Raw genomic sequence first — 21,854 nt, 5'->3', positions numbered from 1 at the left:
CGCGCCGTCATCGTCGTCCTCCTGGCGTCGTTGACCGGTGCGGCCGCGGTCTCGTGTGCGGCGGGCGGCCCACGGCCGCCGTCGTCCACCGTGGGCCCGGTACCCGACGACGTCGGCCCGCACCTCAGCGTCGAGGTGGAGCAGGGCCGTACGCAGTACGCCGACCGCGAGATCCTCCTGGCGGTCACCAACGGCTCGGACCGGACGATGACGCTCCTGGCCGGGGCGTTGCACGCCGACGGGTTCGGGCCGTCGCACCAGACCAAGGACCGCCCGCGTACCCTGCGGCCGGGCGCGACGCGGGACGTCTACGTCGGGCTGGGCGAGGCGGAGTGCACGGGGTTCCCGGCAGGGCCCGCAGAGCCGGAACCGGACGCCACACCGTCCGCCACGATCACGGTGGCCCTGGGCGAGGGCGACGACCACGGTCCGGCGACCGACCTCACGGTCCGCGAGGTGCGTGACACCGCCGGGCACCTCGCCCGCAACCACGCCGTGGACTGTGCCCGGGCAGCGGTGGAGACCGGCGTGCGACTCGCCGTGCAGCCCGACGTGCCGGTCGAGATGCGCGACGGCGAGCTGACGGCGTTCGTCACCGTGCGGGTCGAACCGGTCGACGGCGGCCCCGAGGTCACGATCGACCACGTCACCGAGACCACCCTCCTGACCAACCCCGACACCCGCGGAGGCGCCGCGGGCTGGACGGGGCGCAGGCTGGACGGGCAACGGTCCGGCGAGATCGTTCTTCCGGTGGTGCCCACCCGCTGTGACGCGCACGCCGTGGGCGAGGACAAGCGCGGCACGTTCCTCCCCGTGCTGGCGAGCGTCGACGGCACGGCGCAGCACGTGTTCTACGTGCCGATGCCGGACGCCGCGCGCGCTGCCCTGTACGACTTCATCGGGGACAGCTGCGGCTGGCCGGAGGCGGAGTAGCCGGGCCGAGCCCGACGTCACATGAGCCGGTGATCGACCCGGGCACGCGAACGGCGCCGCCTCCGGTGCCGGACGGTGACCCGGCACGGAGGCGACGCCTCGCGGTGCACTGCTACGGCGCTCGCGCGCCGGTGACTCAGACCACGTCAGACGACGCGGATGAACGTCGGGTTGTTCTGCCACATCTCGGTGTAGCGCACGGGCATGCCGGCGGCCCACGCCTCGATGACCATGCCGTCACCCGCATACAGCGCGACGTGGCCGGGCGTCCAGACGATGTCGCCGGGCTCGGGGGTGGTCACCTGGTAGCCCGAGTTGAGCTGGGCGGTGGACTGGTGCGGCAGAGGCACGCCGAGCTGGGCGTACACGTACTGGATCAGCCCCGAGCAGTCCATGCCCTCGGCCGGCGAGTTACCGCCCAGCACGTACGTGATGCCGAGGTAGTTGAAGGCGATATTGATGGCCTGCTGGCCCACCGGGACGGGGTCCGGTGCGTCGACCGAGACGACGGCAGGGCCTTCGCCCTCCTCGCCGCTACCCGTCTTGCCGTCCGCGTCGGACGAGGTGCCCAGGGCTTCCATCTCGATCGGCATCTTTGCGTCGGCCGGGACGGTCACGGTGGGGGAGTTCACGACGGCCTGCTTGGCCACTGCGGTGAGGGAGTTCAGGTCGACCGAGTTGAGCTTCGCCGTCTTCACGTCGGTCTTGAGGTCCATCGCCGGGGCCGCGTGGGCCGTCGTCGCGATGGTCGAGATCAGAACGCCACCTGCAGCTGCGGCGATGGCGCCGCGGCGGGCGACGGTGCCGGCGTTCTCCGTGGCGGTACGAGCAAGGATGGTCAGTGGTGTCATGGCCGGCCGGCTGTCACGATGCCGGCCGCGGATGGAGTTCGTCACCTAATGTCTCCTGTACCGCCTGCGAGGTCAGCTGTCGGGTTCGGGTAGGAGTACACACCCGGCCGCACGGCTACTGGGGGGTTCCGTCCGGCTTCACCCCGAGGGTGACGATCGTGCTGTCACCCGGGAAGTGGGTCCCCCGCTCCTGTCTCGAACGTCTGGTCATGAACCGGTGACAGGATTCGGCGTCCGGCTCACGGCTCCACCGTTGCGGGGGAGCAGAAGTCAAAGTACACACGTTCACGGAAAAAGTCACGATCGGGTTACGCATTACGGTCTGACCCCACGAAGGCGCAGATTTACGCCGTTCCGGTCTTGAGTGGTTATGACCGGCATCACACACATCCGCTACCGTTCGGCGGCATGGCCGAAAGTGCGTACCGCATCTCCGCCTGGTGGGTGCTTCTCATCAGTGCCGCCGCCTGGTGGCTCTGCGGCTTCCTCCCCTGGCTGCTTCAGGCGTTGTACGAGGTCACCGGCCTTGTCGGCGGTCCAGCGGTGGGCGGCGCAGGCTTTCTGCCCCTCCCGTACACCGCCGACGACGCGGTGGCCGGCCTGGTCGTCATGGCCCTGATCGGCGGCCTCCTCGGGGGCGCCACGGCAGGCATCCCGGCGTCGGCCAGGGCGGGGGCCGCCGCGGCGATCGTGGGCACCGTGCTGGCGATGGCCGCCACCGGTGGCACCTCCTGGTGGCTCGCGCTGCGGGGGAGCGTGCCCGGTGACGGTGCGCCGTTCGGGATGCTCGTGATCACAGGCGTCGCCGGATCGGTCGGTCTGGCGGCCGGCCTGCTGACCGCGCTCGGCCCTGCGCCCCTGCGTGGTCTCGCACTGGCGCTGCCGGTGGTGCTCGTCGACGGCTGGCTCTGGGGCCTCCTGCCGGGCAACGCGGTGTCCCCCACCGGCACGTGGTGGCTCTTCGCGGTGGCCCTGGGCGTCGCGTTCGGGCTCGCCGTGGACAGCAAGCCGATCGAGCTCCTGGGCTGGCTGCCCGCCGCCGCCGTCGTGTGGGTCCTGCAGGCCACCTGGCCGGCCCTCCTGGCCGTGCAGGAGAACATCTGGCCCGGGTCCGAGCTCACCGAGAACCCGCTCGTCGCAGCGGACATCGTCTGGAACGAGCTCGCCTCGGCGGCGATCGTGCCAGACGGGCACCAGCTCGGCGCCTGGGTGGTCGCCCTGTTGCTCGGCGCCACCATCGCGGCCCTCCGGCTCTCGCGCGAGGCGGAGCGGAAGACCGGCGAGGAAGCCGAGGACGAGCTCTCGCAGGCCTGGGCCTGAGACTGCTACCGGCCTCCGGTCGGTGGGCGTGCTCGTCGCGACGAGACCTTCGTCCGAGGCGCCACGAGCACACCCACCAGCCAAGGGGGCCGGCCAGCAAGGGGTGCCGGCCAGCAAACGGGTGCCGGTCAGTACGGGCGGATGTAGACCGCGTAGTCCTGCCACTGGGCGGTGTGGCGGACCGGTGTGCCGTAGTTGGCGGCCTCGACCACCATGCCGTCGCCCGCGTAGAGGGAGACGTGCCCCTGGGTCCACACGATGTCGCCGGGGATCGGCGACGTCACCTGGTAGCCGGAGGACACCATGGCCGACGACGAGTGCGGCAGCGGGACACCGAGCTGGGCGTACACGTACTTGATCAGGCCCGAGCAGTCGAAGCCCGTGCCCGGCGACTCGCCGCCGTACGTGTAGGCGATTCCCAGGTACTGCATGGCGATCGCCACGGCCTGGGCACCGATGGACCCGTCGGACGCGTAGTCCGGGGTGGCCGGCTCGGCCGGCTCGACCGCCGCGGCCGGCTCGGCCTGCGCCTCGGGTTCGGTGCCGGCCTCGACGACGGGCTCTGGCTCGGGCTCTGGTTCGGGAGCGGGGGTTACCTTGACGGCCTTGCTCTCGATGCGGAGCTTCGCATCGTTCGCGACCTGTACCGCCGGCGCCGCCGCGAGCTCCTTGCGGGCGTCCTGCGTCAGTGCGGTCATGTCGACGCTTGCCAAGCGGTTCGAACCGTCTCCCATGACGGCGTGTGCGCTGGGTGCGAACGCCGTCGCGAGAAGTCCGGACGATGCCGCGATCAGTGCACCCGAACGGGCTGCTGTACGGGTCACGGTCATCAGGGGAGTGCTAGGAGCATGATCGGCGCGGTGTCGACCGCGTCGGACGGTGGTACTCACCGATGTTCTCCAAGTCGCCGGTTGCGCGGGCCCGTACCGATCTGGGGAATGGGGCCCACGGTCGTGCCTCCGGTGGCACAACGGATCCGACGCTACATACGGGTTACGACCTTGTCTCGATCAGATAACAGTTGTCGTGAAGTATCAGGCTCTCTGGAACGCGCGTAATTTTTCGACCAGATGCCTTTTGCCAGCGTAAGAGGCCATTGTGAAGGGCAAGACGGACATCCGGACGGCACAAAAAAGGGGAAAAGAAATGTTGCGACACGCCGGTCTCCGGCGGCGTGTCAGCTCCTGTCCCGGGCGCGGGCCTCGGACTCGGACTTCAGGTCGGCCAGCTCCGTGTCGACGAGCTCTCGGGCCCTGGAGCCCTGGACCAGGTTCGTCAGCCCGGCGAGCATGCCGCTCTGCGCGACCACCAGGGTGACCTCGCACGCGGCGTCGGACACGGGTGCGACCTGGTGCGCGGCGCCCGTGCGGACACCAGGGGTGGTGCTCGACCAGGAGAAGCCGCGGCCCTCGACCAGGCCGTCGACCTCCCAGGTGGCCTGGGGGAGGCCGGGCTGCAGGACCTCGACGCGGGAGCCGACGGCAATCCTGGCCGCCGGCCGGACCAGGGTCACGCTGGTCATGGAGCTGGTCCAGGAGGGCATGCGCTCGACGTCGGACAGCACCTGCCAGACGATGTCGGCGGGTGCCTCTACCCGGGTGCTGGTGCGGTACGCGTGGGCCACGGGCCCCAGGCTACGCGCGGCTGCGGAGCGGCCGGTACGTCCGGAGGCCCGTGGCGAACCGCCAGGTCAGGGACCCGTGGAGAGCTGGAGGGTCACGATGGAGCCCCAGGTGCCCAGGGTGCCGGCCGCTGGGTCGGACGAGATGACGGTCCCGGCCGGCACCGTGTCCGACGTGGTGTCCACGACCGTGCAGGTGAGATGTGCCTGCTCGCAGGCGACCCCGGCGTCCTCGACGGTCATCGCGGTGAGGTCGGGCACCACGACGGAGTTCTCGACGGGCTCGCCCTCGTCGCTCGGCCGGTCGTCGTTGCTCGAGGTCGAGGGTGGTCCGCTCGGATCCGGCGACGGTTCCACCTCGAGCGTCATCGAGCCGCCGGGCAGGGCGGTCCCGGGGGCTTCCTGCGTGATGGCGGCCCAGGCGCCCCCGCCGAGCACCAGTCCCAGGGCCAGGGTGGCACCGCCGACCCGCGCGGCCCGCCGTCGTCGTGCGGCGGGGACCACGTGGGTGACGTCGACGTCGATGGTCGGCGCCACCCGGCCGACCCGGTCGCGCAGGATCTCCACGAACTGCTCGTCGTTGTTCATGACCCGCTCCTCACGCTCGTGGTGTCCGGTGTCGTTCATGACGTACCCGCCGCGTCCTCGGCCTCGAGCACCTCGCGCAGGCGGGTGATGCCGCGCGAGGCCGTGGACTTCACCGTGCCGACGGAGACGCCCACCGCGTCGGCGACCTCGCGTTCGGTGAGTCCTTCGAGGTGTCGGAGCACCACGATCCGGCGCTGCTTGGTCGGCAGCAGCAGTGCGCGGGTCAGGCGGTCGCGCTCGGCATGCTGATCGGCCGGGCTCTGGCCGGTGTCCGTCCGGTCGGGCAGGGCGTCGGAGGCCATGAGGACCTCTCGACGGCGCCGGCGCCACCGGTCAATCCGCAGGTTGGCGAGGACGCGCCGCGCGTAGGCGAGCGGTTCTCCCTGCCGGGCCTTCGGCCAGGCCAGGTACGTCTTCATCAGGGCCTGTTGCACCAGCTCCTCGGCCTGGTGGGTGTCACCGCACAACAACCAGGCGGTCCGTGCCAGGGCGGGAGCCGACCGGGCCATGAAGCCGGCGAACTCGGCCTCCGTGTCCGCCACCACCACGATGTCTATCGCCTGGACCTTGTCGGGGCTCGATCTCCCCGCGACCATCGGCATGCTCATGCCTCCTTCACGGTCCGGGAGGCCAAAAGGTTGAGTGGACGCTCGACAGCGCGTGTCGGTCCCTCCGTATCCTCGCCCGTATCCTCGCCGCATGGCCACGCATCGGCTCACCGTGCAGCAGGCACGTCGTATCGCGCTCCGTGCCCAGCTGCTCGACGCCCGGCGTCCGGTCGACCTGGTGCACCTGGTGGAGGACCTGACATTCCTCTCGGTGGACCCGACGTCGGCCCTGGCTCCCGCGGTCGACCTCGTCTGCTGGTCGCGGCTCGGCAACGAGTACTGGCAGGGCGCGGTGGACGACGCGATCTCCGACCGCATGCTGTTCCAGCTGCGCGGCACCGTGCGGTCCATGAGCGACCTGCCCCTCTACCTGGAGCAGATGGACCGGTGGCCGCAGAACGAGACGATGCGGCAGTGGCTCGCCGACAACGCCGGCTTCGCGCGCGAGGTGCTGGAGCTGGTCGAGGCGGACGGGCCGGTACTCGCCAAGGACGTGCCGGACACGGCCCGGGTGCCGTACACCTGGGGCGCCGAGGGGTGGAGCAGCCGGCGCAGCGTGGCCGAGATGCTCGAGGCGCTGAACATGCAGGGCCGGCTCGCGATCGTGGGCCGCAAGGGCAGGCAGCGGCTGTGGGACCTGGCGGAGCGCGCGTACCCACAGGTCGAGGCGGTGCCGCTGGAGCAGGCCCTCGTGGAGCGGGTGGAGCGGCGGTTGGCGGCGGAAGGTATCGCCCGGCGCCGCACGCAGGGTCGAGCGGGCGACGGCGTCTACTGGGTGGATCTGCCGGGCGAGGCGGTGCAGGTCGAGGGGGTCGACGGCGAGTGGCGGGTCGACGGCGACCTGCTGGAGCGTGCGGACGAGCCGTTCGAGCCCCGCACCGCCCTGCTGTCCCCGTTCGACGCGATAGCGGCCGACCGGCCCCGGCTGCTCGACCTGTTCGGCTACGAGTACATGCTCGAGATGTACAAGCCGAAGGGCAAGCGTCGCTGGGGCTACTTCGCGCTGCCGATCCTGCACGGCGAACGGTTCGTGGGAAAGCTCGACGCCAAGGCGGACCGCAAGGCGGGCGTGCTGAACGTCTTCGCCGTGCACGAGGACCTGCCGTTCGACGGAGCCACGATGGACGCGGTGCACGCCGAGGTCGAGCGGCTCGCCGCATGGCTGGGGCTGGGCCGGATCGACTATGCGAAGGGCGCGTAGCCCCGCTCCTGACCGCGGGTCAGGTGGTTGAAAGTTTCACCAGTCCCAACCGGCTGGAAATGCGACTATCATCCGCGAGGTGACGTCGCAGATGATGGTCGACCTGGTCCCTGTGGACGAGGCCGTGCTCGAAGATCTCCTCGCCCTGGCCGTGGCCGAGGCCCGACCTGGCGAGGTGATGCCGCCCGCAGCCGGAGAGACGACTACCGAACCCCGCACGACCTGGACGGATCAGCGGAAAGAGGCGTTCCGTGACTATCACCGCCGGTGCCGGGTCAGCACGCAGGCGCCGGTCGCCGAGGTGACCTGGGCCGTGACGGCCGGCGGCCGGATCGTCGGTGCCGCCCGCCTCGCCCTGGTCGACGACGACCCGGAGGGCCGGGAGGTCGGCCTCTGGCTCGGCGAGTCGCACCGGGGTCAGGGCATCTCCGGTGAGGTGGCCTACTGGGCCCTCGCCGCGGCACAGACGATGGACGCCAAGCGGCTGGTCGCCCGCACGACGGTGAGCAACTCCATGGCGCGACGGTCGCTGGAGCGGATCGGCTTCGAGCTGGCCCACAGTGGCAGCGACCTGGTCGGCACCATCTCGCTGCCCTGAGCCGGGATCAGTCGAGTGTGAGCGCTTCGAGCTCGGCGCGGTCGCCCACGAACACGTTCATGTCGATGTAGGGCTCCACGCCGTCGTACCCGCGCAGCCGGTCCCGGTTCGAGTACTGCCAGACCGTCCAGTCGCGACCGTCCGACAGCCGGGGTGCCCACGCCACCGACCGGATCCAGACGGGCAGGTCCGGGTAGCGGCCGGCGAGGTACAGGTCGTACGCGTCCTCGGTCGCGTACACGATCGGAGCGGCACCGTAGTGCTCCTCGATGCCGGCGACGAGCGGGTCCAGGATCGCGTGCGCCTCGTCCGCCGTCGGTCGGTCCTCGTGGAACCCGCCGTAGAACTCGAGGTCGATGACCGGCGGCAGCGTGCCGGCGGTGGCGGGTACCTCGGACGCGAGGTGTGCGGCCTGGTCGGCACCAGGGCTCTCGAAGCTCATGAAGTGGTACGCCCCGACGAGCAGGTCGGTCTCGGTGGCGTCCGCCCAGTTCTCGGCGAACCGCTCGTCGGTGTGCGATGAGCCCTCGGTGGCCTTGATCCACGCGAAGTCGAGATCCTGCGCGGCCAGCACGTCCCAGTCGATCGCACCCTGGTAGTGCGCGACGTCCACACCGCGCACGTCGTACCGGGCGGCGAGGATCCGGTTGGGCCAGACGATCCCGTTGGCCACGAGCAGGCCGAGCACCGCCACGAGCATGACTCCTGCTGCCGCTGTCCACAGGGCTCTGCGAGTCCTCATTCGCCGGTCATACCGCCCGCCAGCTCGGCCGAGATGTCCAGGTGTCCCGCGTGCCGGGCGTACTCCTGCAGCACGTGGAAGCAGATCCAGGCGAGGGTGGGCGGGTCTTCGGTGAACCGGCCTCCGAGCGCGCCGTGCTCGTCCAGGCCGTGCGTCGCGAGCACGTCACTGGTCCTGCTGCCGCCGGTGTGGAGCGCCTGGAGCAGCTCGTCCAGGCCGACGCCGTCGGGCACCACCCACGGACCGTGCGGCTCCTGGCCCGCATGGTCGCCCCAGGGGCGGTCGACCGGCTCGGCCAGGAAGCCCCACCGGAACCAGCGCTGCTCCATGTGCACCAGGTGGACCAGCAGCTCGAGCGGCGACCAGCCGGACGGGAGCCGGGAGGTGCGCAGCTCGGCGTCGGACAGGCTGCGCAGCTTCCGGTCGACGGCGTGCCGGTAGTAGTCGAGGTAGCCGGCGAACAGGGCAGCGGGATCGGTGGTGTGGGGAGGTGGCTCGCGGTCGGAGAGGGACACGTCGTGAGGCTACTGCGAGACACCGACAAACTCGGTCGCCGAAGTGCTGTGACATCGGAGCGGTCGGTGCGTCCGTAGTGCATGACGCAGACAAAGGGCAGGACCTACGGCCTCGCTTCGAACCCCTCGGAGTGGGCAGCGCACCGCCGGGCCGTCGTCTTCTCCGTGCACCGGATGTTCCCCGGGGTCGACGCCGAGCGCGCGGCGACCGAGGGCCTGGGCGAGCTGTGCCGCCAGATCGTGGTGCACGGCGCCGTCGACCGGCCCGCCGTCGTGTGGTGCGAGGCCGCCATCGCGGCCGCCGCGCGCCTGCGGACCGGGGCGGGCTCGCCGGCATGAACCGACGATGGTGCGCCCCGCCACCGACCGCAGTGCCCCACGTGCGCATGTCGGACGCACAGGCCTACGGGACCTGTGCGTCCGACGGGTACGTCAGCGCGTGCTGCCGACCTCTGCGACGAACCGTGCGGCCCGCTCGCGCAGACCGGCGATGCGACGGGCGGTGATCAGCTCCTGCATGTCCGGGTCGTTGCCGGCCTCCGTGAACGTCGGTGGGCGCCGAACGTTCCGTGAACAGCCGAACTCGGTACAGATGAGCGTGCCGATCGTGTTGCCGTTGCGCCCGGAGGCGCCGCCTCGGCGGGCGACGTACAGGGACACGTCGTCGGTGACCACGACGTCCTCGCACCAGGCGCACACGCCCTTGGCCCGAGGACGGCCGCCCTTGGCGTCGGCGGCGCGCAACAGCACGCCGGTGGGCCGGCCGTCGAGCTCGAGCACGACGTACGCGGACAGCGGCGCCTTGCGGTCGCGCCAGCCGACGTAGTCGAGGCGCTCCCAGTCGAGCGCCTCGAGGTCGGGCAGGGTGGCCTGCGCGGCCTCCCGCTTGCTCGTGTTCAGGAAGGACGCGCGGATCTGCTTCTCGGTCAGGGGATTCATGGGTATCGGCTTCCGGTCGCTCGGAGGGCGCCGGCAGGCGTGGCTGTCGTGAACGTGCACGGTGAGCGTGTACGACGGCGCCGCGGTCACCGAGGCGTATCGGTCACCGGGCCGGCCAGCGGCAGGGCAGGGGACGATGCCGCGCCCGCCCTCCGACGTCGGGCCGCTGCCCGCACGACCGCCGCAGCGGTCGACGCGGCGTGCTGCCGTGCCTGGTCAGAGAGTCGTGACGCGGGTCGGGAAACTGCCCGAGCAGGCCTGTACGGCCGCCCCGCATCCCGCGGTGAGTTCCCGCATCTCTCGCTCCTCGTGTCCGATGGGCCGGCCGGGCACGAATGCCGCACGGCCGACGGCTCGATGCTACGACACGGCTCCGGCCGAGGTACACATGGTTTTCGACACGCCGTTTTCGGCACAGCGTTTTCGGCACAGCGTGCCGGTGCCGACTCACTCCCAGGTCGCGGTCTCGGGGTCGACGCCATGGGACCGGGCGTTGGCGTCGATCGCCTCCTTGAGCCAGTCGGCGAGGCCGGGCCCGAGGTCGTCGTGAAACGCACGGAAACCGGGGTCCGTGACGTACGTACGGCCCAGGCAGATGTGCATCGAGTGCGTGCAGTCGAAGGAGGAGCCGAGCGACGCCCGGTGCCGCTCGGCCAGGGCGTTCGCCTCCGCGCTCCCGGGACGCACGCTTCCGCGGGCGGCCTCGGCGAGGTCCGTGTGCAGCGCCTCGACGTCCTTGCTGATCCGGCGCCAGTCCTCGGCGCTCCGGCCCGCCGAGCGTTCCGCGTGCTGCGCCCACTGGAGCGTGTCGCCCCAGCGCTCCCGCGCGCCGGCCTGCCAGGACGGCCGCCAGTCCTGGCCGAAGATCGCCACCTGTTCCTCGGGGGAGAGCAGGATGCCGGACCGGCGGGCCTCGATCAGCCGGTCGAGCGCCTCCGCGGACCGCTCCAGCTGCTGGATGCGCTCGCGGACCTGGTCACGCTGCGTACGCAGGGACAGCTCGGCGTCGTCGGCCGGTGCGTCCAGCAGCGCTGCGATGTCGGTGAGGGGCACGCCGAGGTCGCGGTAGAGGCGCACCCGGTGGAGGCGGGCGACGTCGGCGGCGTCGTAGAGCCGGTGGCCACCGGAGGTGCGCCCTGACGGGCGTGCCAGCCCCGTCTCGTCCCAGTGGTGCAGGGTGCGCACGGTGACGCCCACGACGGACGCGGCGCCGCCGACGGTCAGGCCGTCCGGCGGCACCGCGTCGTGGCTGCCCGGATACGTCATCCTTCCCAGTCTCGCAGCCGGGCCGGGTGGCCGGTCGGCGTCACGCCGAGGGGCCCTCGATGCCCAGGTCGTCACGCAGGTTCTGGGCCTCGGCGCTGGTCGGGTCGTAGGGACGAGCGGCGGTCATGGTGACCCGCATGTTCTCCGGCGTGATCACGTCCACGTCCATCGTGTTCCAGGGTGTCGGGCGCGGACCGGTCGTGCTGCCGGGCAGCAGCTCCGCACACGCCGCGGCGATCTGGTCGAGCTGGTTCAGCACGCACGAGAAGCTCACCGTCGCCGCAGGCGGGTTGTCGGCGGCCTGCGCCGGGACCAGCAGGACGTCCTGGAACGCCCACCGGCGCAGGTGCGTGACCTGGCCGGGGGCCGAGAAGAACTCGAAGAAGCCGAGGCCACGTGTCCAGAACTCCACGGAGGCGGCCAGGTCGCCGGTGGGTACGGAGACGAACATCGGCATGCCGTAGATGCCGCGAAACAGCTCGGCGGGTTCGGCGTCGGTGGCGGGAAGGGGCACGGGGCCCATGTCGAAGGCAGGGTAGATCTCGGTCATGCAGTCAGCGTTGTCCCTCACGTGGCGTGAGGTTCAAGCCGTGCCGGCTGACCAGGAGGAGCTACCGGGTGGCCTGCAGGTCCGCCGGTGTCCGTGCGCCCGCACGATCGGCCGGGTCGGCGAGGTGGCCGGACCGCTTCAGCCACCACTCGGCGAGCAGCGTCGTCAGCGGCGGGATCGACGAGGCGAGCGCCACCAGCGTGCGGAACCAGCCCCAGCGCAGCTTGACCGCCACGAACAGGGTGACCGCGACGAACAGCACGAACGCCCCGCCGTGGAGTCGGCCGAACAGCCAGACCCCGGCCTCGGTGGTCTCGGTGACGTACTTGAGGAACATCCCGACCAGCAGTCCGGCCCAGGTGAACGCCTCGATCCAGGCGACGATGGCGAACAGGCGGCCGAGGCGAGACAGCGGGGGCATGCGGAACCTTCCGGAGGCGAGGCGGGTGCTCCCCCAGTCTGCCCGACGTCCGGCGGTGCTCCGTATCGCCCCTCTACCGCAGCCGGGACCGGACGGCGACACCCGCGCACACGATCACCGCCGCCCCGCCGAGCACCGTCGGCCACGTGATGTGCTCGCGCAGCAACAGCGCCGCCCAGCAGATGGTCAGCACGGGCTGGACGAGCTGGACCTGGCTGACCTGCGCCATCGGGCCGATCCCGAGGCCTCGGTACCAGGCGAAAAAGCCCAGGAACATGCTCACCACCCCGAGGTAGCCGAACAGCGCCCAGTCGAGCGGGGTGCCGGTCGGCGTCCGCTGCGCCATCGTGAAGACGGTGACGAGCGCCATCGGCACCCCTGCGAGCACGAGCGCCCAGGAGATCGTCTGCCACGCGCCGAGCTCACGGGCGAGCAGCCCGCCCTCCGCGTAGCCGACGGCGCACGCGACGACTGCGGTCAGCAGGAGCACGTCGGAGCCGCGCAGGCTGCCGAGCCCGCCGCCTTGAACCGCGGCGAACCCGACCGCGGCGATCGCGCCCAGTGCGGCCATGACCCAGAACGACGTGCGCGGCCGTTCGTGCCCGCGGAGCACGGCCAGGACCGCCGTCGCCGCGGGCAGCAGCGCGATGACGACGGCGCCGTGGCTCGCGGACGCCGTCTCGAGCGCGAACGACGTCAGTACCGGGAAACCGACGACCACACCGGCGGCGACGACGGCGAGCCGCACCCACTGCCCGCCGCGCGGCAGACGCTGTCGCGTGATCGTGAGCGCGGCCGCCGCGAGCACGGCGGCGACGACCGCACGGCCACAGGCCACGAACAGCGGCGACATCCCACCGTCGTCGACCACCACGCGGGTGAACGGAAGGGTGAACGAGAAGGCGGCCACGCCGAGCAGGCCCCACCAGAGCCCGGCCCGCGAGGTAGATAGCGGCGGCGCCGCCATGAGAGTAGCGCTACTGTTGTCTGTCATGTATGACGATAGCAGTGCACGGATCGTCGCAGGCCTGCACGAGTGGATGGCCACCGCAGCCCCGGGAGCCCGGCTACCGTCCAGCCGTGCGCTGGTGGCGCAGTACGGCGCCAGCCCGGTCACCGTGCAGAAGGCGCTGCGCACCCTCGCCGCGCAGGGAGCGGTCGAGAGCAGACCGGGCGTCGGGACCTTCGTCCGGACGGTTCGGGTGGCCCGCCCCAACGACTACGGCTGGCAGACAGCGGCCCTCGGCCCGCGGCCGAAGTCCGCTCACCAGCTGGCCACGGCCCTGCACACCCCTCCGAACGACGTGGTCGCGCTGCACTCGGGCTATCCGGACCGTGAGCTGCTGCCCGAACGGCTGGTCCGGGCCGCGTTCACCCGGGCTGCCCGCAGCGCCGCCGCCGTCGCCAGACCGCCGGCCGCCGGGCTCCCGGAGCTGCAGAGCTGGTTCGCGGCAGAGCTGGGCGGTGCGGCACCCGCCGGCGTCGCGCCGCCGGCGCCGAGCGACGTCGTGGTCTTTCCCGGGAGCCAGACCAGCCTCAGCACGGCCTTCCGTGCCCTGGTCGGTGCGGGGCGACCGCTACTCGTGGAATCGCCTACCTACTGGGGCGCGATCCTCGCCGCGGAGCAGGTGGGCGTGCAGCTCGTACCGGTGCCCAGCGGGCCGCACGGGCCCGACCCGGAGGAGCTCGCGCGGGCTTTCGACCGGACCGGTGCGCGCGCCCTGTACGCGCAGCCGAGCTTCGCCAACCCGACCGGCGCCTGCTGGTCGCCCGACCTGTCCGACGAGGTGCTCCGGCTGGCCCGCGAGCACGGCGCCTTCGTGATCGAGGACGACTGGGCGCACGACTTCGGGATCACCCAGGACGTGGTCCCGCTCGCCGCCCGGGACGACGGCGGGCACGTGGTCTACCTGCGCTCCCTGGCCAAGAGCGTCTCGCCCGCGGTGCGCGTCGCCGGGCTCGTCGCCCGGGGCCCGGCCCGCGAACGGATCCTCGCCGACGCGCAGGCCGAGGCCATGTACGTGAGCGGCCTGCTGCAGGCGGCGGCCCTCGACGTCGTGACCCAGCCCGCCTGGCGCACCCACCTGCGTGGTCTGCGCCAGCAGCTCGCCGCCCGCCGCGACCTGCTGCTCGGCGCGCTCCGGGAGCATGTCCCGGAGGCACGGGTGGAGTCGGTCCCGCAGGGCGGGCTGAACCTCTGGGTGCGGCTGCCCGACACGACCGACGTCGCACGCCTGGTCCGCGACTGCGAGGCCGACGGCGTCATCGTGGCCGCGGGCGATGAATGGTTCCCCGCCGAGCCGACCGGTGCGTACCTCCGGCTCAACTACTCCGGGCCGAATCCCGGGGCCTTCCCGGAGGGTGTTCGGGTGATCGGCGAGATGCTGGCGCGGCAGCCGACGTGAGTGTGGTCAGCATGCATCTGCTGCCAGAAACCAACGGTTCCTGGCAGCAGATGCATGCTGAACGGATCAGTCCTTCTTGGGGCCCACCCAGACCTGCTGGGCGTTCACGAACTCCCGGATGCCGTGCGGCCCCAGCTCCCGGCCGTAGCCCGAGCGCTTGATGCCGCCGCTGGGCAGTCGCGGGTCCGACTTCACGATCCCGTTGACGGAGACCTGTCCGGCGAAGAGGTCGCGGGCCATCGCCTCGCCGCGCTCGGCGGTGGTCCAGACGCTGGCCGCCAGCCCGTACGGCGTGTCGTTGGCCAGGGCGACCGCCGACTCGGCGTCGTCCGCGGCCAGGACGACGGCGACCGGACCGAACGTCTCCTCCCGGCAGGCGGGCATGTCGGGACCGACGCCGGTCAGCAGCGTGACCGGGTAGAACCAGCCGTCGCCGTCGGGCAGCTCGCCGCCGAGCACGCACTTCGCGCCGGCCGCGACGCTCTCGGTGACCTGACGGTGGAGGTTGTCGCGCAGGTCGGACCGTGCGATCGGCCCCACCTGGGTGGCATCGTCCCGCGGGTCGCCGACCACCAGGGCGCTCAGTCGTTCGGCGAGCAGCTCGACCAGCTCGTCGTGCACCGGCCGCTCGACGATGATCCGCTTGGCGGCGATGCAGGACTGACCCGCGTTGATGATGCGGGACAGCGTGATGACGTCCGCTGCCTGGACCAGGTCGGCGTCGGCCAGGACGATGCAGGGGTCGGAACCGCCGAGCTCCAGCACGGTGGGCTTGATCTCGCTCGCCGCGATCGAGGCGACCGCCGAGCCGCCGCGCTCGGAGCCGGTGAACGACACCGCCTGGATCCGTGGGTCGCGGATCGTCTGTTCCACGTCGGCGGTCTCGGCGAGCAGGGCCTGGAAGATGCCGGGCGGGGCGCCGACGGCGTCGAAGGCTCCGGCGATCGCCTCGGCACAGCCGGGCACGTGCGGATCATGCTTCATGACGCAGGTGTTGCCGGCCATCAGCGCCGGTGCGCAGAACCGGAACGCCAGCCAGAAGGGGGCGTTCCAGGGCAGCACGCCGAGCACCGGCCCGAGGGGCAGGTACTGGACGTAGCTGGAGGTCGCGTCGGAGGCGATGACGTCGTCGGCCAGGTATGCCTCGGCGTGCTCCGCATAGTGCTCGGCCGCCCAGGCTGCCTTGTTGACCTCGCCCCGCGACTCGGTCATGGGCTTGCCCATCTCCTCCGTCATGACCATGCCGAGCTCGTCCACGTTGTCGCGCATGTAGGCGGCCACCGCACGCAGGACGTCGCTGCGCTCCTCGAACGACGTCGTCCGCCAGCTCTCGAAGGCCGTCTGGGCGCGGTCGATGGTGGCCGTGATCTGTTCCGGCGTCGCGGCGGGGACGCGCCGGACCACGGCGCCGGAAGTCGGGTCGGTAGCGGTGAGGAAGCTCATCGTTCTCCTGTTCCTACGGCTGTCGCTACGGTGGCCTCGGCCTCGGCGGGCTCTCCGCCCGTGTCGGGCTCGAGGTCGGCCACCGGCGTCAGCGTCGCCTGGTCGGTGGCGTGCACGACGAAGTCCTCGTCCAGACTGAAGAACGACTCGCACCCGTCGTCGGTGATGCGGATGGTGTCGGAGATGCCGACGGTCTTGTCGCCGTCGACCCCCCACATCCACGGGATCACGTGGAAGGTCATGCCCGGCTCGAGCACGGAGAAGTCGCCGGGGTTCAGCGAGAGGATGTACCCCTCGTCCCAGGACGGCGGGAAGGCGATGCCGATCGAGTACCCGGACCGGGTCACCAGCCTGGCACCGACCTCGTTGTCCGAGATGATGCGTCGCACGATCGAGTCGGCGTCGGACACGGTCATGCCCGGGCCCATCAGGCTCTTCAGCTCGGCCAGCGCCAGCTTCATGCGTTCCTGCGACCGGTACATCGAGTCCGACAGCTCGCCGGTGACCGCCGTGCGCATCATCGCCGTGTGGTACCTGCGGTAGCAGCCGCCGATCTCGAGGAGCACGTGGTCGTTCGGCTGGATGACCCGCCCCTCCCACGTGGCGTGGCCGATCATCGACCGGGGTCCGGACGCCACATAGGGCATCACCGACGGAAACTCGCCGCCGGCCCGGAACATGGCGGACGAGATGGCGGCGGCGACGTCGTTCTCGGTGGCTCCGGGGACGGCGGCCGCCAGGCCGGCGGCCATGCCCGCCTCGGTGGCGCGCGCCGCCTTCCGCATCACGTCGATCTCGACGTCCGACTTGCGGAGTCGTCCGGCCTCGACGATGCCGAAGCAGTCCAGGAGCACCCCGTGCTGGAACGAGGTGTGGATCCGGTCCTGCTGATAGGCGGGGAAGAAGTAGCTGTTGCGTTCGTAGCCGACCCGTTTGTGGCCGAGCCCGGACTGGTTCAGTGCCAGCACGAGCTCCTGGATGGCGTCGCCCGTGTCGGGGTACGGCCGGGTGTGGTCCACCCAGGTGCGCTCGATGACGTTGGACTCCTCCATGGCCCGGGTGATCATCAGCGGGTCGCCGTCGAGCGGGACCACGAGCGCCTGGAAGAACGAGTACCCCGTGGTCTGGTAGTCCGTCAGGTACATCAGGTTCTCGGGGTCGGTGATGACCACGGCGTCCAGGCGCCGTCTGGCCATCCGTTCCCGCAGGTCGTGCAGCCGGCGCTCGTACTCCTCCGGTGGGAAGGTCATGTCGTCGCGGGCGCGCATCACGCCACCTCCGCCGCCGTCGCGATGGCCTTGTCGAGGATGTCCAGGCCCTCTGCGAGGTCCTCGTCGGGGATCGTCAGCGGCGGGATCAGCTTGATCACCTGCCCGCCGGTCCCACAGGGGCCGATCAGCAGGCCGGCCTCGAAGGCCGCCTGCTGCACCCGCTTGGCGAAGGCGCCGTCGCCGGTGTCCAGACCCTGCATCATGCCGCGACCGCGCACCTCCCAGTCCTGCTCCGGGTGGGCGGCGGCGATGGCCTCGAGGCGCTGCCGCAGGACGGCGCCCTTGGCCGCCACCTCGTTCATCAGCACGTCGTCGGTGAAGTAGTCCAGGGCGACGGTGCCCGCGACGAACGACAGGCCCTGGCCACGGAACGTGCCGGTGTGCGCGCCGGGCGACCAGTTGTCGTCGACGGACGGCTTGTTCAGGTTCATCGCGATCGGGGTGCCGAACCCGCCGAGGCCCTTGGCCAAGGTGATGATGTCGGGGTCGAGGCCCATGCCGTCGAACGAGAAGTAGCTGCCGGTGCGCCCGCAGCCCGCCTGGATGTCGTCGATGATGAACAGCGCGCCGACCTCGCGGGCGAGGTCCTGGATCTGGTGCAGCCACTCGGCGGTGGCGAGGTTGACGCCGCCCTCGGCCTGCACGACCTCGACGAGGAACGCGGCCGGCGGGGTCAGACCGCTGGACGCGTTGCGCAGCGCCGCCCCGTAGTCGGCGACCGCGGTGTCACCGCCCGGCGAGGTCTCGAACGGCAGGCGCACGACGTCGGCCAGTGGTACCCCCGCCCACTTGCGGAACGCGTCGTTGGCGGTGGCGGCCAGGGCGCCCAAAGTCATGCCGTGGAAACCGTTGCTGAAGGCCACGATCTCGCGGCGTCCGGTGGTCAGCCGGGCCAGCTTGAGGGCGGCCTCCACCGCGTTCGTCCCGGTGGGACCCGTGAACTGCATGCGGTGGTCCATGCCCCGCGGCTTGAGCACGACGTCCCGGAACTTCTCGATGAAGTCCCGCTTGGTCGTCGTGTAGGTGTCGAGGCTGTGGGCGACGCCGTCGCTCTCGAGGAAGGCGATCATCGCCGCCTTCATCCGGGGGTTGTTGTGCCCGAAGTTCAGCACTCCGGCCCCGGCGAAGAAGTCGATGTAAGACGTGCCGTCCTCGGCCGTCTGCCGTGCGTTGGACGCCGAGGCGAACACGGTGGGATAGGCGCGGCTGTAGCCGCGGACGCTGGATTCGGACTGCTCGAACGGGGTCATGTCCATGCCGCACCTCTTCGGGTCGTACAAAGGGTCTGTTGTGGGTCTCCTCGTTGCCGGCGGTTGCCGGGATGGCAAAATGCGAAACTTCCTGCGTCGGAGGTGTCTTCACCCCGGAGCAGGAAGCCAACAAGTACAGAGTGAACCCCAACCTGTCCGGGGGCAACCCCTGTCCTGGCACCTCTTTCCGGCGGAAATCTTTCCGCGATCCGGCGCTGTGATCAGGGGGTTTGATGCGGGCTCGGCGGGCGATCCGCTGTAGCGTCTCGACCGGCACATTTGCCGATCCATTGCCTCACCCGCTCCCGCCGCCTGGAGGAGTCATGACCATCACCCACGAGTCCGTCGCCACGCCGGACGGCGTTGTCGCACCGCGGTTCCGTCCGCCGGCCGGTGCCTCCAGCGCGGCCGTCCTGGCGCTGGACGGTGAGTGGCGGTTCCGCCTGTTCCCGCACCCTGACACCGGGGTGGACCGCACCGAGCGTGGTGACGACTGGGACCGGCTGACGGTGCCCGGGCACTGGCAGCTCGCGGAGGCCCCGTACGCCTGGCCCTACGGCGTGCCCGGGTACAACAACGTGCTCTACCCGTTCCCGGTCGACCCGCCGCACGTGCCCGACGACAACCCGACGGGCGAGTACCGCACGACCTTCGGGCTGCCCGCCGACTGGCCGGAGGGCGGCCGCACCCTGCTGCGCTTCGAGGGTGTGGACTCCTGGTTCCAGGTGGCGCTCGACGGCGAGCCGCTCGCCACGTCGCACGGCTCGCGCCTGCCCACCGAGGTGGACCTGACCGGCCGGCTGCGCGCGGGAGGCGAGCACCTCCTCGCCGTCCGTGTCGCCAAGTGGTCGGCCATGTCCTACCTCGAGGACCAGGACCAGTGGTGGCTCTCCGGGATCTTCCGCAGCGTCACGCTGGAGCACCGGCCGGACGGCGCGCTCGACGACGTCCGCGTGCACGCGGCGTACGACCACACGACCGGCGTCGGCACGCTGCGGGTGGACGCCGCGACCGTGGTACCGACCCCCGGTGCCGTACCGGCGCGGGTGACGGTGCCTGAGCTCGGCGTCGAGGCCGTGGCCGGCGAGGAGCTGCGGGTCCCGGTCGAGCCGTGGAGCGCGGAGCAGCCGCGGCTCTACGACGTCGTCGTGGCGACGGAGACCGAGACGGTGACCCTGGCCGTCGGTTTCCGTACCGTCTCGATCGAGGACGGGGTGTTTCTCGTCAACGGCCGGCCGGTCAAGCTCCGCGGCGTCAACCGGCACGAGTTCGACCCGCTGCGCGGCCGGGCCGTGACGCCCGAGCGGATGCTCGAGGACGTGCTGCTCATGAAGCGGCACCACATCAACGCCGTCCGCACGAGCCACTACCCGCCGCACCCCCACTTTCTCGACCTCTGCGACCGGCTCGGCCTGTACGTCGTCGACGAGAACGACCTCGAGACGCACGGTTTCCAGCCCGGCGGCTGGGTCGGCAACCCGGTCGACGACCCCGCGTGGACGGAGGTGCTGGTCGACCGCGCCACCCGCACGGTGCGCCGCGACGCCCACCACGCGAGCATCGTCATGTGGTCGCTGGGCAACGAGGCGGGCGGCGGGCGCAACATCGCCGCGATGGCGGACGCCGTCCGTGTGCTCGACCCGAGCCGACCCGTCCACTACGAGGGCGACTTCTCCAGCGACCACGTCGACGTGTACTCGCGCATGTACGCCGGCAGCGAGGAGGTCGAGCTGATCGGCCAGGGCGTCGAGCCGCCGCTGGAGCGCGCCGACGCCGATGCCCGCCGTCGGGCCATGCCGTTCGTGCTGTGCGAGTACGCGCACGCGATGGGCAACGGCCCGGGCGGCCTCGCCGACTACGACGCGGCCTTCGACCGGCACCCGCGCCTGCTCGGCGGGTTCATCTGGGAGTGGATCGACCACGGCCTGACCCGGGCCGACGCCGACGGGAACCTGTTCTCGGCGTACGGCGGCGACTTCGGTGAGCAGTTCCACGACGGGACCTTCATCGCCGACGGCCTGCTGCTGCCCGACCGCACGCCGTCACCCGGGCTGCTCGAGACGGCGGCGGTGTTCGCGCCGATCCGCATCGACGCGCAGCCGGACGGCACGCTGCTCGTCCGCAACCGTTACTCCTTCCGCGACACGAGCCATGCCGAGCTGCGCTGGACGCTGCACCGCGGTGCGGACGAGCTCGCGACGGGCGTCCTGGACCTGGTGCTGGAGCCGGGGACGTCGACGGTGGTGCGCCCGCCGTCCGACCTGGTGCTGCCGGACCCGGGCGACGCCCCGGTCTGGTGGACCGTACGCGCCGTCCAGCAGAAGGCGGAAGCGTTCGAGGAGGCGTGGTTCGAACCCGGGTTCCAGCTCGGCGCGGGGCAGCTCCTCCTCGTCGCGCCCGCGTCGCTCGCGGCCCCCGCGGGCCGGGTGTCCACCGAGGCGGACGGCGGTTTCCGCGCCGGTCCCGCCCGGTTCGACCGCCGGGGCGACCTCCGTACGCTCGCCGGCCGGGCGGTGCACGGCTTCCGGGTCGATGCCTGGCGTGCCCCGACCGACAACGACCGCCGTCCGGCGAAGTGGCGCGGGTCGGCCGACGAGGAGAAGTGGCGCAGCGCGGGCCTGAACCTGCTCGCCGAGCGCAAGGACGGTGTCGGGGTCACGGACGACGGCGCGCTGGAGGTCGACGCGCGGATCGCGGGGCCCGCGACCCGGGCCGGGTTCGCCGCACGCTACCGCTGGCAGCCCGTCACCGACGCGCCGGACGCCGTCGACCTGCTCGTCGACATCCGGCCGGAGGGCCGCTGGCCCGAGAACGTGGCCCGTCTCGGGCTGCTGTTCGCGCTCGACGAGCCGGCGGCCGCCGAGACCGGCGTGCGGTGGACGGGGCTCGGGCCCGACGAGTCGTACGCGGACTCCCGGCAGGCGGCGCTCGGGGGCTCGTGGCAGCACACCGTCGCCGACTGGCAGACGCGGTACACCCACCCGCAGGAGAACGGTGCTCGGCGGGGTGTGACGAGTGCCGTCCTGTCCTTCGCCGACGGCTCCGGTCTGCGGATCGATGCCGGCGACGTGACGGTCGGTGCGCGGTCGCGGCTCGGGTTCGAGCTGTCGCTGCGTCCGTGGTCCGACGACGCGCTGGATCGTGCGGCCCACCCCCACGACCTCGTGCCGGACGGTCGGCTGTGGCTGCACATCGACGCGGCCCAGCACGGCGTCGGGAGCGCTGCCTGCGGGCCGGGTGTCCTGCCGGACGCACAGCTCCACGCAGCGCCCGTCCGGATGCGGCTGCGCCTTACCGCTCTGTGAACACCTGCCCGCTCTGTCGCACAGGGG

General features: G+C 71.5%; 22 protein-coding genes and 1 riboswitch. Of the genes, 7 read left to right on the top strand and 15 right to left on the bottom strand.

All coding sequences use genetic code 11. The features are described 5' to 3' along the window. The first annotated feature begins 30 nt into the window (after positions 1-30). Positions 31-933 (top strand): hypothetical protein, encoded by a 903-nt coding sequence (locus tag ACFSL2_RS17040; protein WP_377198978.1) that lies wholly within the window; start codon positions 31-33, stop codon positions 931-933. A 146-nt stretch (positions 934-1,079) separates the two neighbouring features. Here the strand turns inward: ACFSL2_RS17040 and ACFSL2_RS17035 are convergent, their stop codons facing one another. Further along, positions 1,080-1,829, bottom strand: a complete 750-nt coding sequence (locus ACFSL2_RS17035) for a C40 family peptidase (protein WP_377198977.1) — start codon at positions 1,827-1,829, stop codon at positions 1,080-1,082. Between the two features lies 1 nt (position 1,830). After that, a riboswitch (cyclic di-AMP (ydaO/yuaA leader) is annotated at positions 1,831-2,027 on the bottom strand. Between the two features lie 165 nt (positions 2,028-2,192). On the opposite strand from ACFSL2_RS17035, the gene ACFSL2_RS17030 reads away from it, so the two are divergent. Next, a complete protein-coding gene (locus ACFSL2_RS17030; RefSeq protein ID WP_377198976.1) occupies positions 2,193-3,104 on the top strand; it encodes a hypothetical protein in 912 nt (303 codons plus the stop codon). 128 nt (positions 3,105-3,232) lie between these two features. Here the strand turns inward: ACFSL2_RS17030 and ACFSL2_RS17025 are convergent, their stop codons facing one another. The 4 genes from ACFSL2_RS17025 to ACFSL2_RS17010 form a co-directional block, all read right to left on the bottom strand. Then, complete coding sequence (locus ACFSL2_RS17025) at positions 3,233-3,928, bottom strand: C40 family peptidase (RefSeq protein WP_377198975.1); 696 nt, start codon at positions 3,926-3,928, stop codon at positions 3,233-3,235. 353 nt (positions 3,929-4,281) lie between these two features. Beyond that, positions 4,282-4,728, bottom strand: a complete 447-nt coding sequence (locus ACFSL2_RS17020) for an SRPBCC family protein (protein WP_377198974.1) — start codon at positions 4,726-4,728, stop codon at positions 4,282-4,284. A gap of 66 nt (positions 4,729-4,794) precedes the next feature. After that, a complete protein-coding gene (locus ACFSL2_RS17015; protein ID WP_377198973.1) occupies positions 4,795-5,352 on the bottom strand; it encodes a PASTA domain-containing protein in 558 nt (185 codons plus the stop codon). Then, a complete protein-coding gene (locus ACFSL2_RS17010; protein ID WP_377200844.1) occupies positions 5,349-5,909 on the bottom strand; it encodes a SigE family RNA polymerase sigma factor in 561 nt (186 codons plus the stop codon). Before ACFSL2_RS17010 ends, ACFSL2_RS17015 begins: the two co-directional genes overlap by 4 nt. Positions 5,910-6,012: 103 nt before the next feature. Here ACFSL2_RS17010 and ACFSL2_RS17005 point away from each other — a divergent pair, with 103 nt between their 5' ends. Beyond that, complete coding sequence (locus ACFSL2_RS17005) at positions 6,013-7,122, top strand: winged helix DNA-binding domain-containing protein (protein ID WP_377198972.1); 1,110 nt, start codon at positions 6,013-6,015, stop codon at positions 7,120-7,122. Positions 7,123-7,201: 79 nt separating this feature from the next. After that, complete coding sequence (locus tag ACFSL2_RS17000; RefSeq protein WP_377198971.1) at positions 7,202-7,720, top strand: GNAT family N-acetyltransferase; 519 nt, start codon at positions 7,202-7,204, stop codon at positions 7,718-7,720. A 7-nt stretch (positions 7,721-7,727) separates the two neighbouring features. Here ACFSL2_RS17000 and ACFSL2_RS16995 read toward each other — a convergent pair whose 3' ends face one another. Then, positions 7,728-8,462, bottom strand: a complete 735-nt coding sequence (locus ACFSL2_RS16995) for a GH25 family lysozyme (protein ID WP_377198970.1) — start codon at positions 8,460-8,462, stop codon at positions 7,728-7,730. Next, positions 8,459-8,977 (bottom strand): mycothiol transferase, encoded by a 519-nt coding sequence (locus ACFSL2_RS16990; protein WP_377198969.1) that lies wholly within the window; start codon positions 8,975-8,977, stop codon positions 8,459-8,461. The genes ACFSL2_RS16995 and ACFSL2_RS16990 overlap by 4 nt, the downstream gene beginning before the upstream one ends. 81 nt (positions 8,978-9,058) lie before the next feature. Between ACFSL2_RS16990 and ACFSL2_RS16985 the strand changes: the two genes are divergently transcribed. Further along, complete coding sequence (locus ACFSL2_RS16985) at positions 9,059-9,316, top strand: hypothetical protein (RefSeq protein ID WP_377198968.1); 258 nt, start codon at positions 9,059-9,061, stop codon at positions 9,314-9,316. A gap of 93 nt (positions 9,317-9,409) precedes the next feature. On the opposite strand, the gene ACFSL2_RS16980 is transcribed toward ACFSL2_RS16985, so the two are convergent. From ACFSL2_RS16980 to ACFSL2_RS16960, 5 genes are all read right to left on the bottom strand, one after another. Next, complete coding sequence (locus tag ACFSL2_RS16980) at positions 9,410-9,916, bottom strand: FBP domain-containing protein (RefSeq protein ID WP_377198967.1); 507 nt, start codon at positions 9,914-9,916, stop codon at positions 9,410-9,412. Positions 9,917-10,363: 447 nt separating this feature from the next. Next, entirely contained in the window at positions 10,364-11,182 is an 819-nt protein-coding gene (locus tag ACFSL2_RS16975) for a MerR family transcriptional regulator (RefSeq protein ID WP_377198966.1), read from the bottom strand. A 40-nt stretch (positions 11,183-11,222) separates the two neighbouring features. Continuing rightward, positions 11,223-11,732 carry a VOC family protein gene (locus ACFSL2_RS16970; RefSeq protein ID WP_377198965.1) on the bottom strand — a complete coding sequence of 170 codons (510 nt, stop codon included), beginning with the start codon at positions 11,730-11,732 and terminating at the stop codon, positions 11,223-11,225. 61 nt (positions 11,733-11,793) lie between these two features. Continuing rightward, on the bottom strand, positions 11,794-12,153 hold the full coding sequence (locus ACFSL2_RS16965; RefSeq protein ID WP_377198964.1) for a DUF3817 domain-containing protein: 360 nt from the start codon (positions 12,151-12,153) through the stop codon (positions 11,794-11,796). 73 nt (positions 12,154-12,226) lie between these two features. Continuing rightward, positions 12,227-13,147, bottom strand: a complete 921-nt coding sequence (locus ACFSL2_RS16960) for a DMT family transporter (protein ID WP_377198963.1) — start codon at positions 13,145-13,147, stop codon at positions 12,227-12,229. Here ACFSL2_RS16960 and ACFSL2_RS16955 point away from each other — a divergent pair. Next, positions 13,146-14,558: an aminotransferase-like domain-containing protein gene (locus tag ACFSL2_RS16955; RefSeq protein ID WP_377198962.1), complete on the top strand. Its 1,413-nt coding sequence runs from the start codon at positions 13,146-13,148 to the stop codon at positions 14,556-14,558. The genes ACFSL2_RS16960 and ACFSL2_RS16955 overlap by 2 nt on opposite strands. A 66-nt stretch (positions 14,559-14,624) precedes the next feature. Here ACFSL2_RS16955 and ACFSL2_RS16950 read toward each other — a convergent pair whose 3' ends face one another. From ACFSL2_RS16950 to ACFSL2_RS16940, 3 genes are read right to left on the bottom strand one after another with little or no spacing between them, the layout of a single operon-like run. Further along, entirely contained in the window at positions 14,625-16,001 is a 1,377-nt protein-coding gene (locus ACFSL2_RS16950) for an NAD-dependent succinate-semialdehyde dehydrogenase (protein WP_377198961.1), read from the bottom strand. Next, positions 15,998-17,269 carry an ectoine hydrolase gene (gene doeA, locus ACFSL2_RS16945; protein WP_377198960.1) on the bottom strand — a complete coding sequence of 424 codons (1,272 nt, stop codon included), beginning with the start codon at positions 17,267-17,269 and terminating at the stop codon, positions 15,998-16,000. Before doeA ends, ACFSL2_RS16950 begins: the two co-directional genes overlap by 4 nt. Further along, positions 17,269-18,528: an aspartate aminotransferase family protein gene (locus ACFSL2_RS16940; RefSeq protein ID WP_377198959.1), complete on the bottom strand. Its 1,260-nt coding sequence runs from the start codon at positions 18,526-18,528 to the stop codon at positions 17,269-17,271. Before ACFSL2_RS16940 ends, doeA begins: the two co-directional genes overlap by 1 nt. A gap of 317 nt (positions 18,529-18,845) precedes the next feature. Between ACFSL2_RS16940 and ACFSL2_RS16935 the strand changes: the two genes are divergently transcribed. Next, on the top strand, positions 18,846-21,827 hold the full coding sequence (locus ACFSL2_RS16935; RefSeq protein WP_377198958.1) for a glycoside hydrolase family 2 TIM barrel-domain containing protein: 2,982 nt from the start codon (positions 18,846-18,848) through the stop codon (positions 21,825-21,827). Positions 21,828-21,854 lie beyond the last annotated feature (27 nt).

It is taken from the genome of Promicromonospora aerolata (assembly GCF_042682255.1).
GTDB lineage: Bacteria > Actinomycetota > Actinomycetes > Actinomycetales > Cellulomonadaceae > Promicromonospora > Promicromonospora aerolata.
This window is presented reverse-complemented; position numbering and strand designations above follow the sequence as displayed.

What these genes read in the sequence shown, in the direction of transcription:
- ACFSL2_RS16985 (WP_377198968.1), top strand. Translation starts at nt 9,059, where the DNA reads ATGACGCAGACAAAGGGCAGGACCTACGGCCTCGCTTCGAACCCCTCG.
- doeA (WP_377198960.1), bottom strand. Translation starts at nt 17,269, where the DNA reads ATGCGCGCCCGCGACGACATGACCTTCCCACCGGAGGAGTACGAGCGC.
- ACFSL2_RS16935 (WP_377198958.1), top strand. Translation starts at nt 18,846, where the DNA reads ATGACCATCACCCACGAGTCCGTCGCCACGCCGGACGGCGTTGTCGCA.
- ACFSL2_RS16980 (WP_377198967.1), bottom strand. Translation starts at nt 9,916, where the DNA reads ATGAATCCCCTGACCGAGAAGCAGATCCGCGCGTCCTTCCTGAACACG.
- ACFSL2_RS17010 (WP_377200844.1), bottom strand. Translation starts at nt 5,909, where the DNA reads ATGGTCGCGGGGAGATCGAGCCCCGACAAGGTCCAGGCGATAGACATC.
- ACFSL2_RS17015 (WP_377198973.1), bottom strand. Translation starts at nt 5,352, where the DNA reads ATGAACGACACCGGACACCACGAGCGTGAGGAGCGGGTCATGAACAAC.
- ACFSL2_RS16955 (WP_377198962.1), top strand. Translation starts at nt 13,146, where the DNA reads ATGTATGACGATAGCAGTGCACGGATCGTCGCAGGCCTGCACGAGTGG.
- ACFSL2_RS16940 (WP_377198959.1), bottom strand. Translation starts at nt 18,528, where the DNA reads ATGGACATGACCCCGTTCGAGCAGTCCGAATCCAGCGTCCGCGGCTAC.
- ACFSL2_RS16970 (WP_377198965.1), bottom strand. Translation starts at nt 11,732, where the DNA reads ATGACCGAGATCTACCCTGCCTTCGACATGGGCCCCGTGCCCCTTCCC.
- ACFSL2_RS17005 (WP_377198972.1), top strand. Translation starts at nt 6,013, where the DNA reads ATGGCCACGCATCGGCTCACCGTGCAGCAGGCACGTCGTATCGCGCTC.
- ACFSL2_RS16950 (WP_377198961.1), bottom strand. Translation starts at nt 16,001, where the DNA reads ATGAGCTTCCTCACCGCTACCGACCCGACTTCCGGCGCCGTGGTCCGG.
- ACFSL2_RS16960 (WP_377198963.1), bottom strand. Translation starts at nt 13,147, where the DNA reads ATGACAGACAACAGTAGCGCTACTCTCATGGCGGCGCCGCCGCTATCT.
- ACFSL2_RS16965 (WP_377198964.1), bottom strand. Translation starts at nt 12,153, where the DNA reads ATGCCCCCGCTGTCTCGCCTCGGCCGCCTGTTCGCCATCGTCGCCTGG.
- ACFSL2_RS16975 (WP_377198966.1), bottom strand. Translation starts at nt 11,182, where the DNA reads ATGACGTATCCGGGCAGCCACGACGCGGTGCCGCCGGACGGCCTGACC.
- ACFSL2_RS17030 (WP_377198976.1), top strand. Translation starts at nt 2,193, where the DNA reads ATGGCCGAAAGTGCGTACCGCATCTCCGCCTGGTGGGTGCTTCTCATC.
- ACFSL2_RS16995 (WP_377198970.1), bottom strand. Translation starts at nt 8,462, where the DNA reads ATGAGGACTCGCAGAGCCCTGTGGACAGCGGCAGCAGGAGTCATGCTC.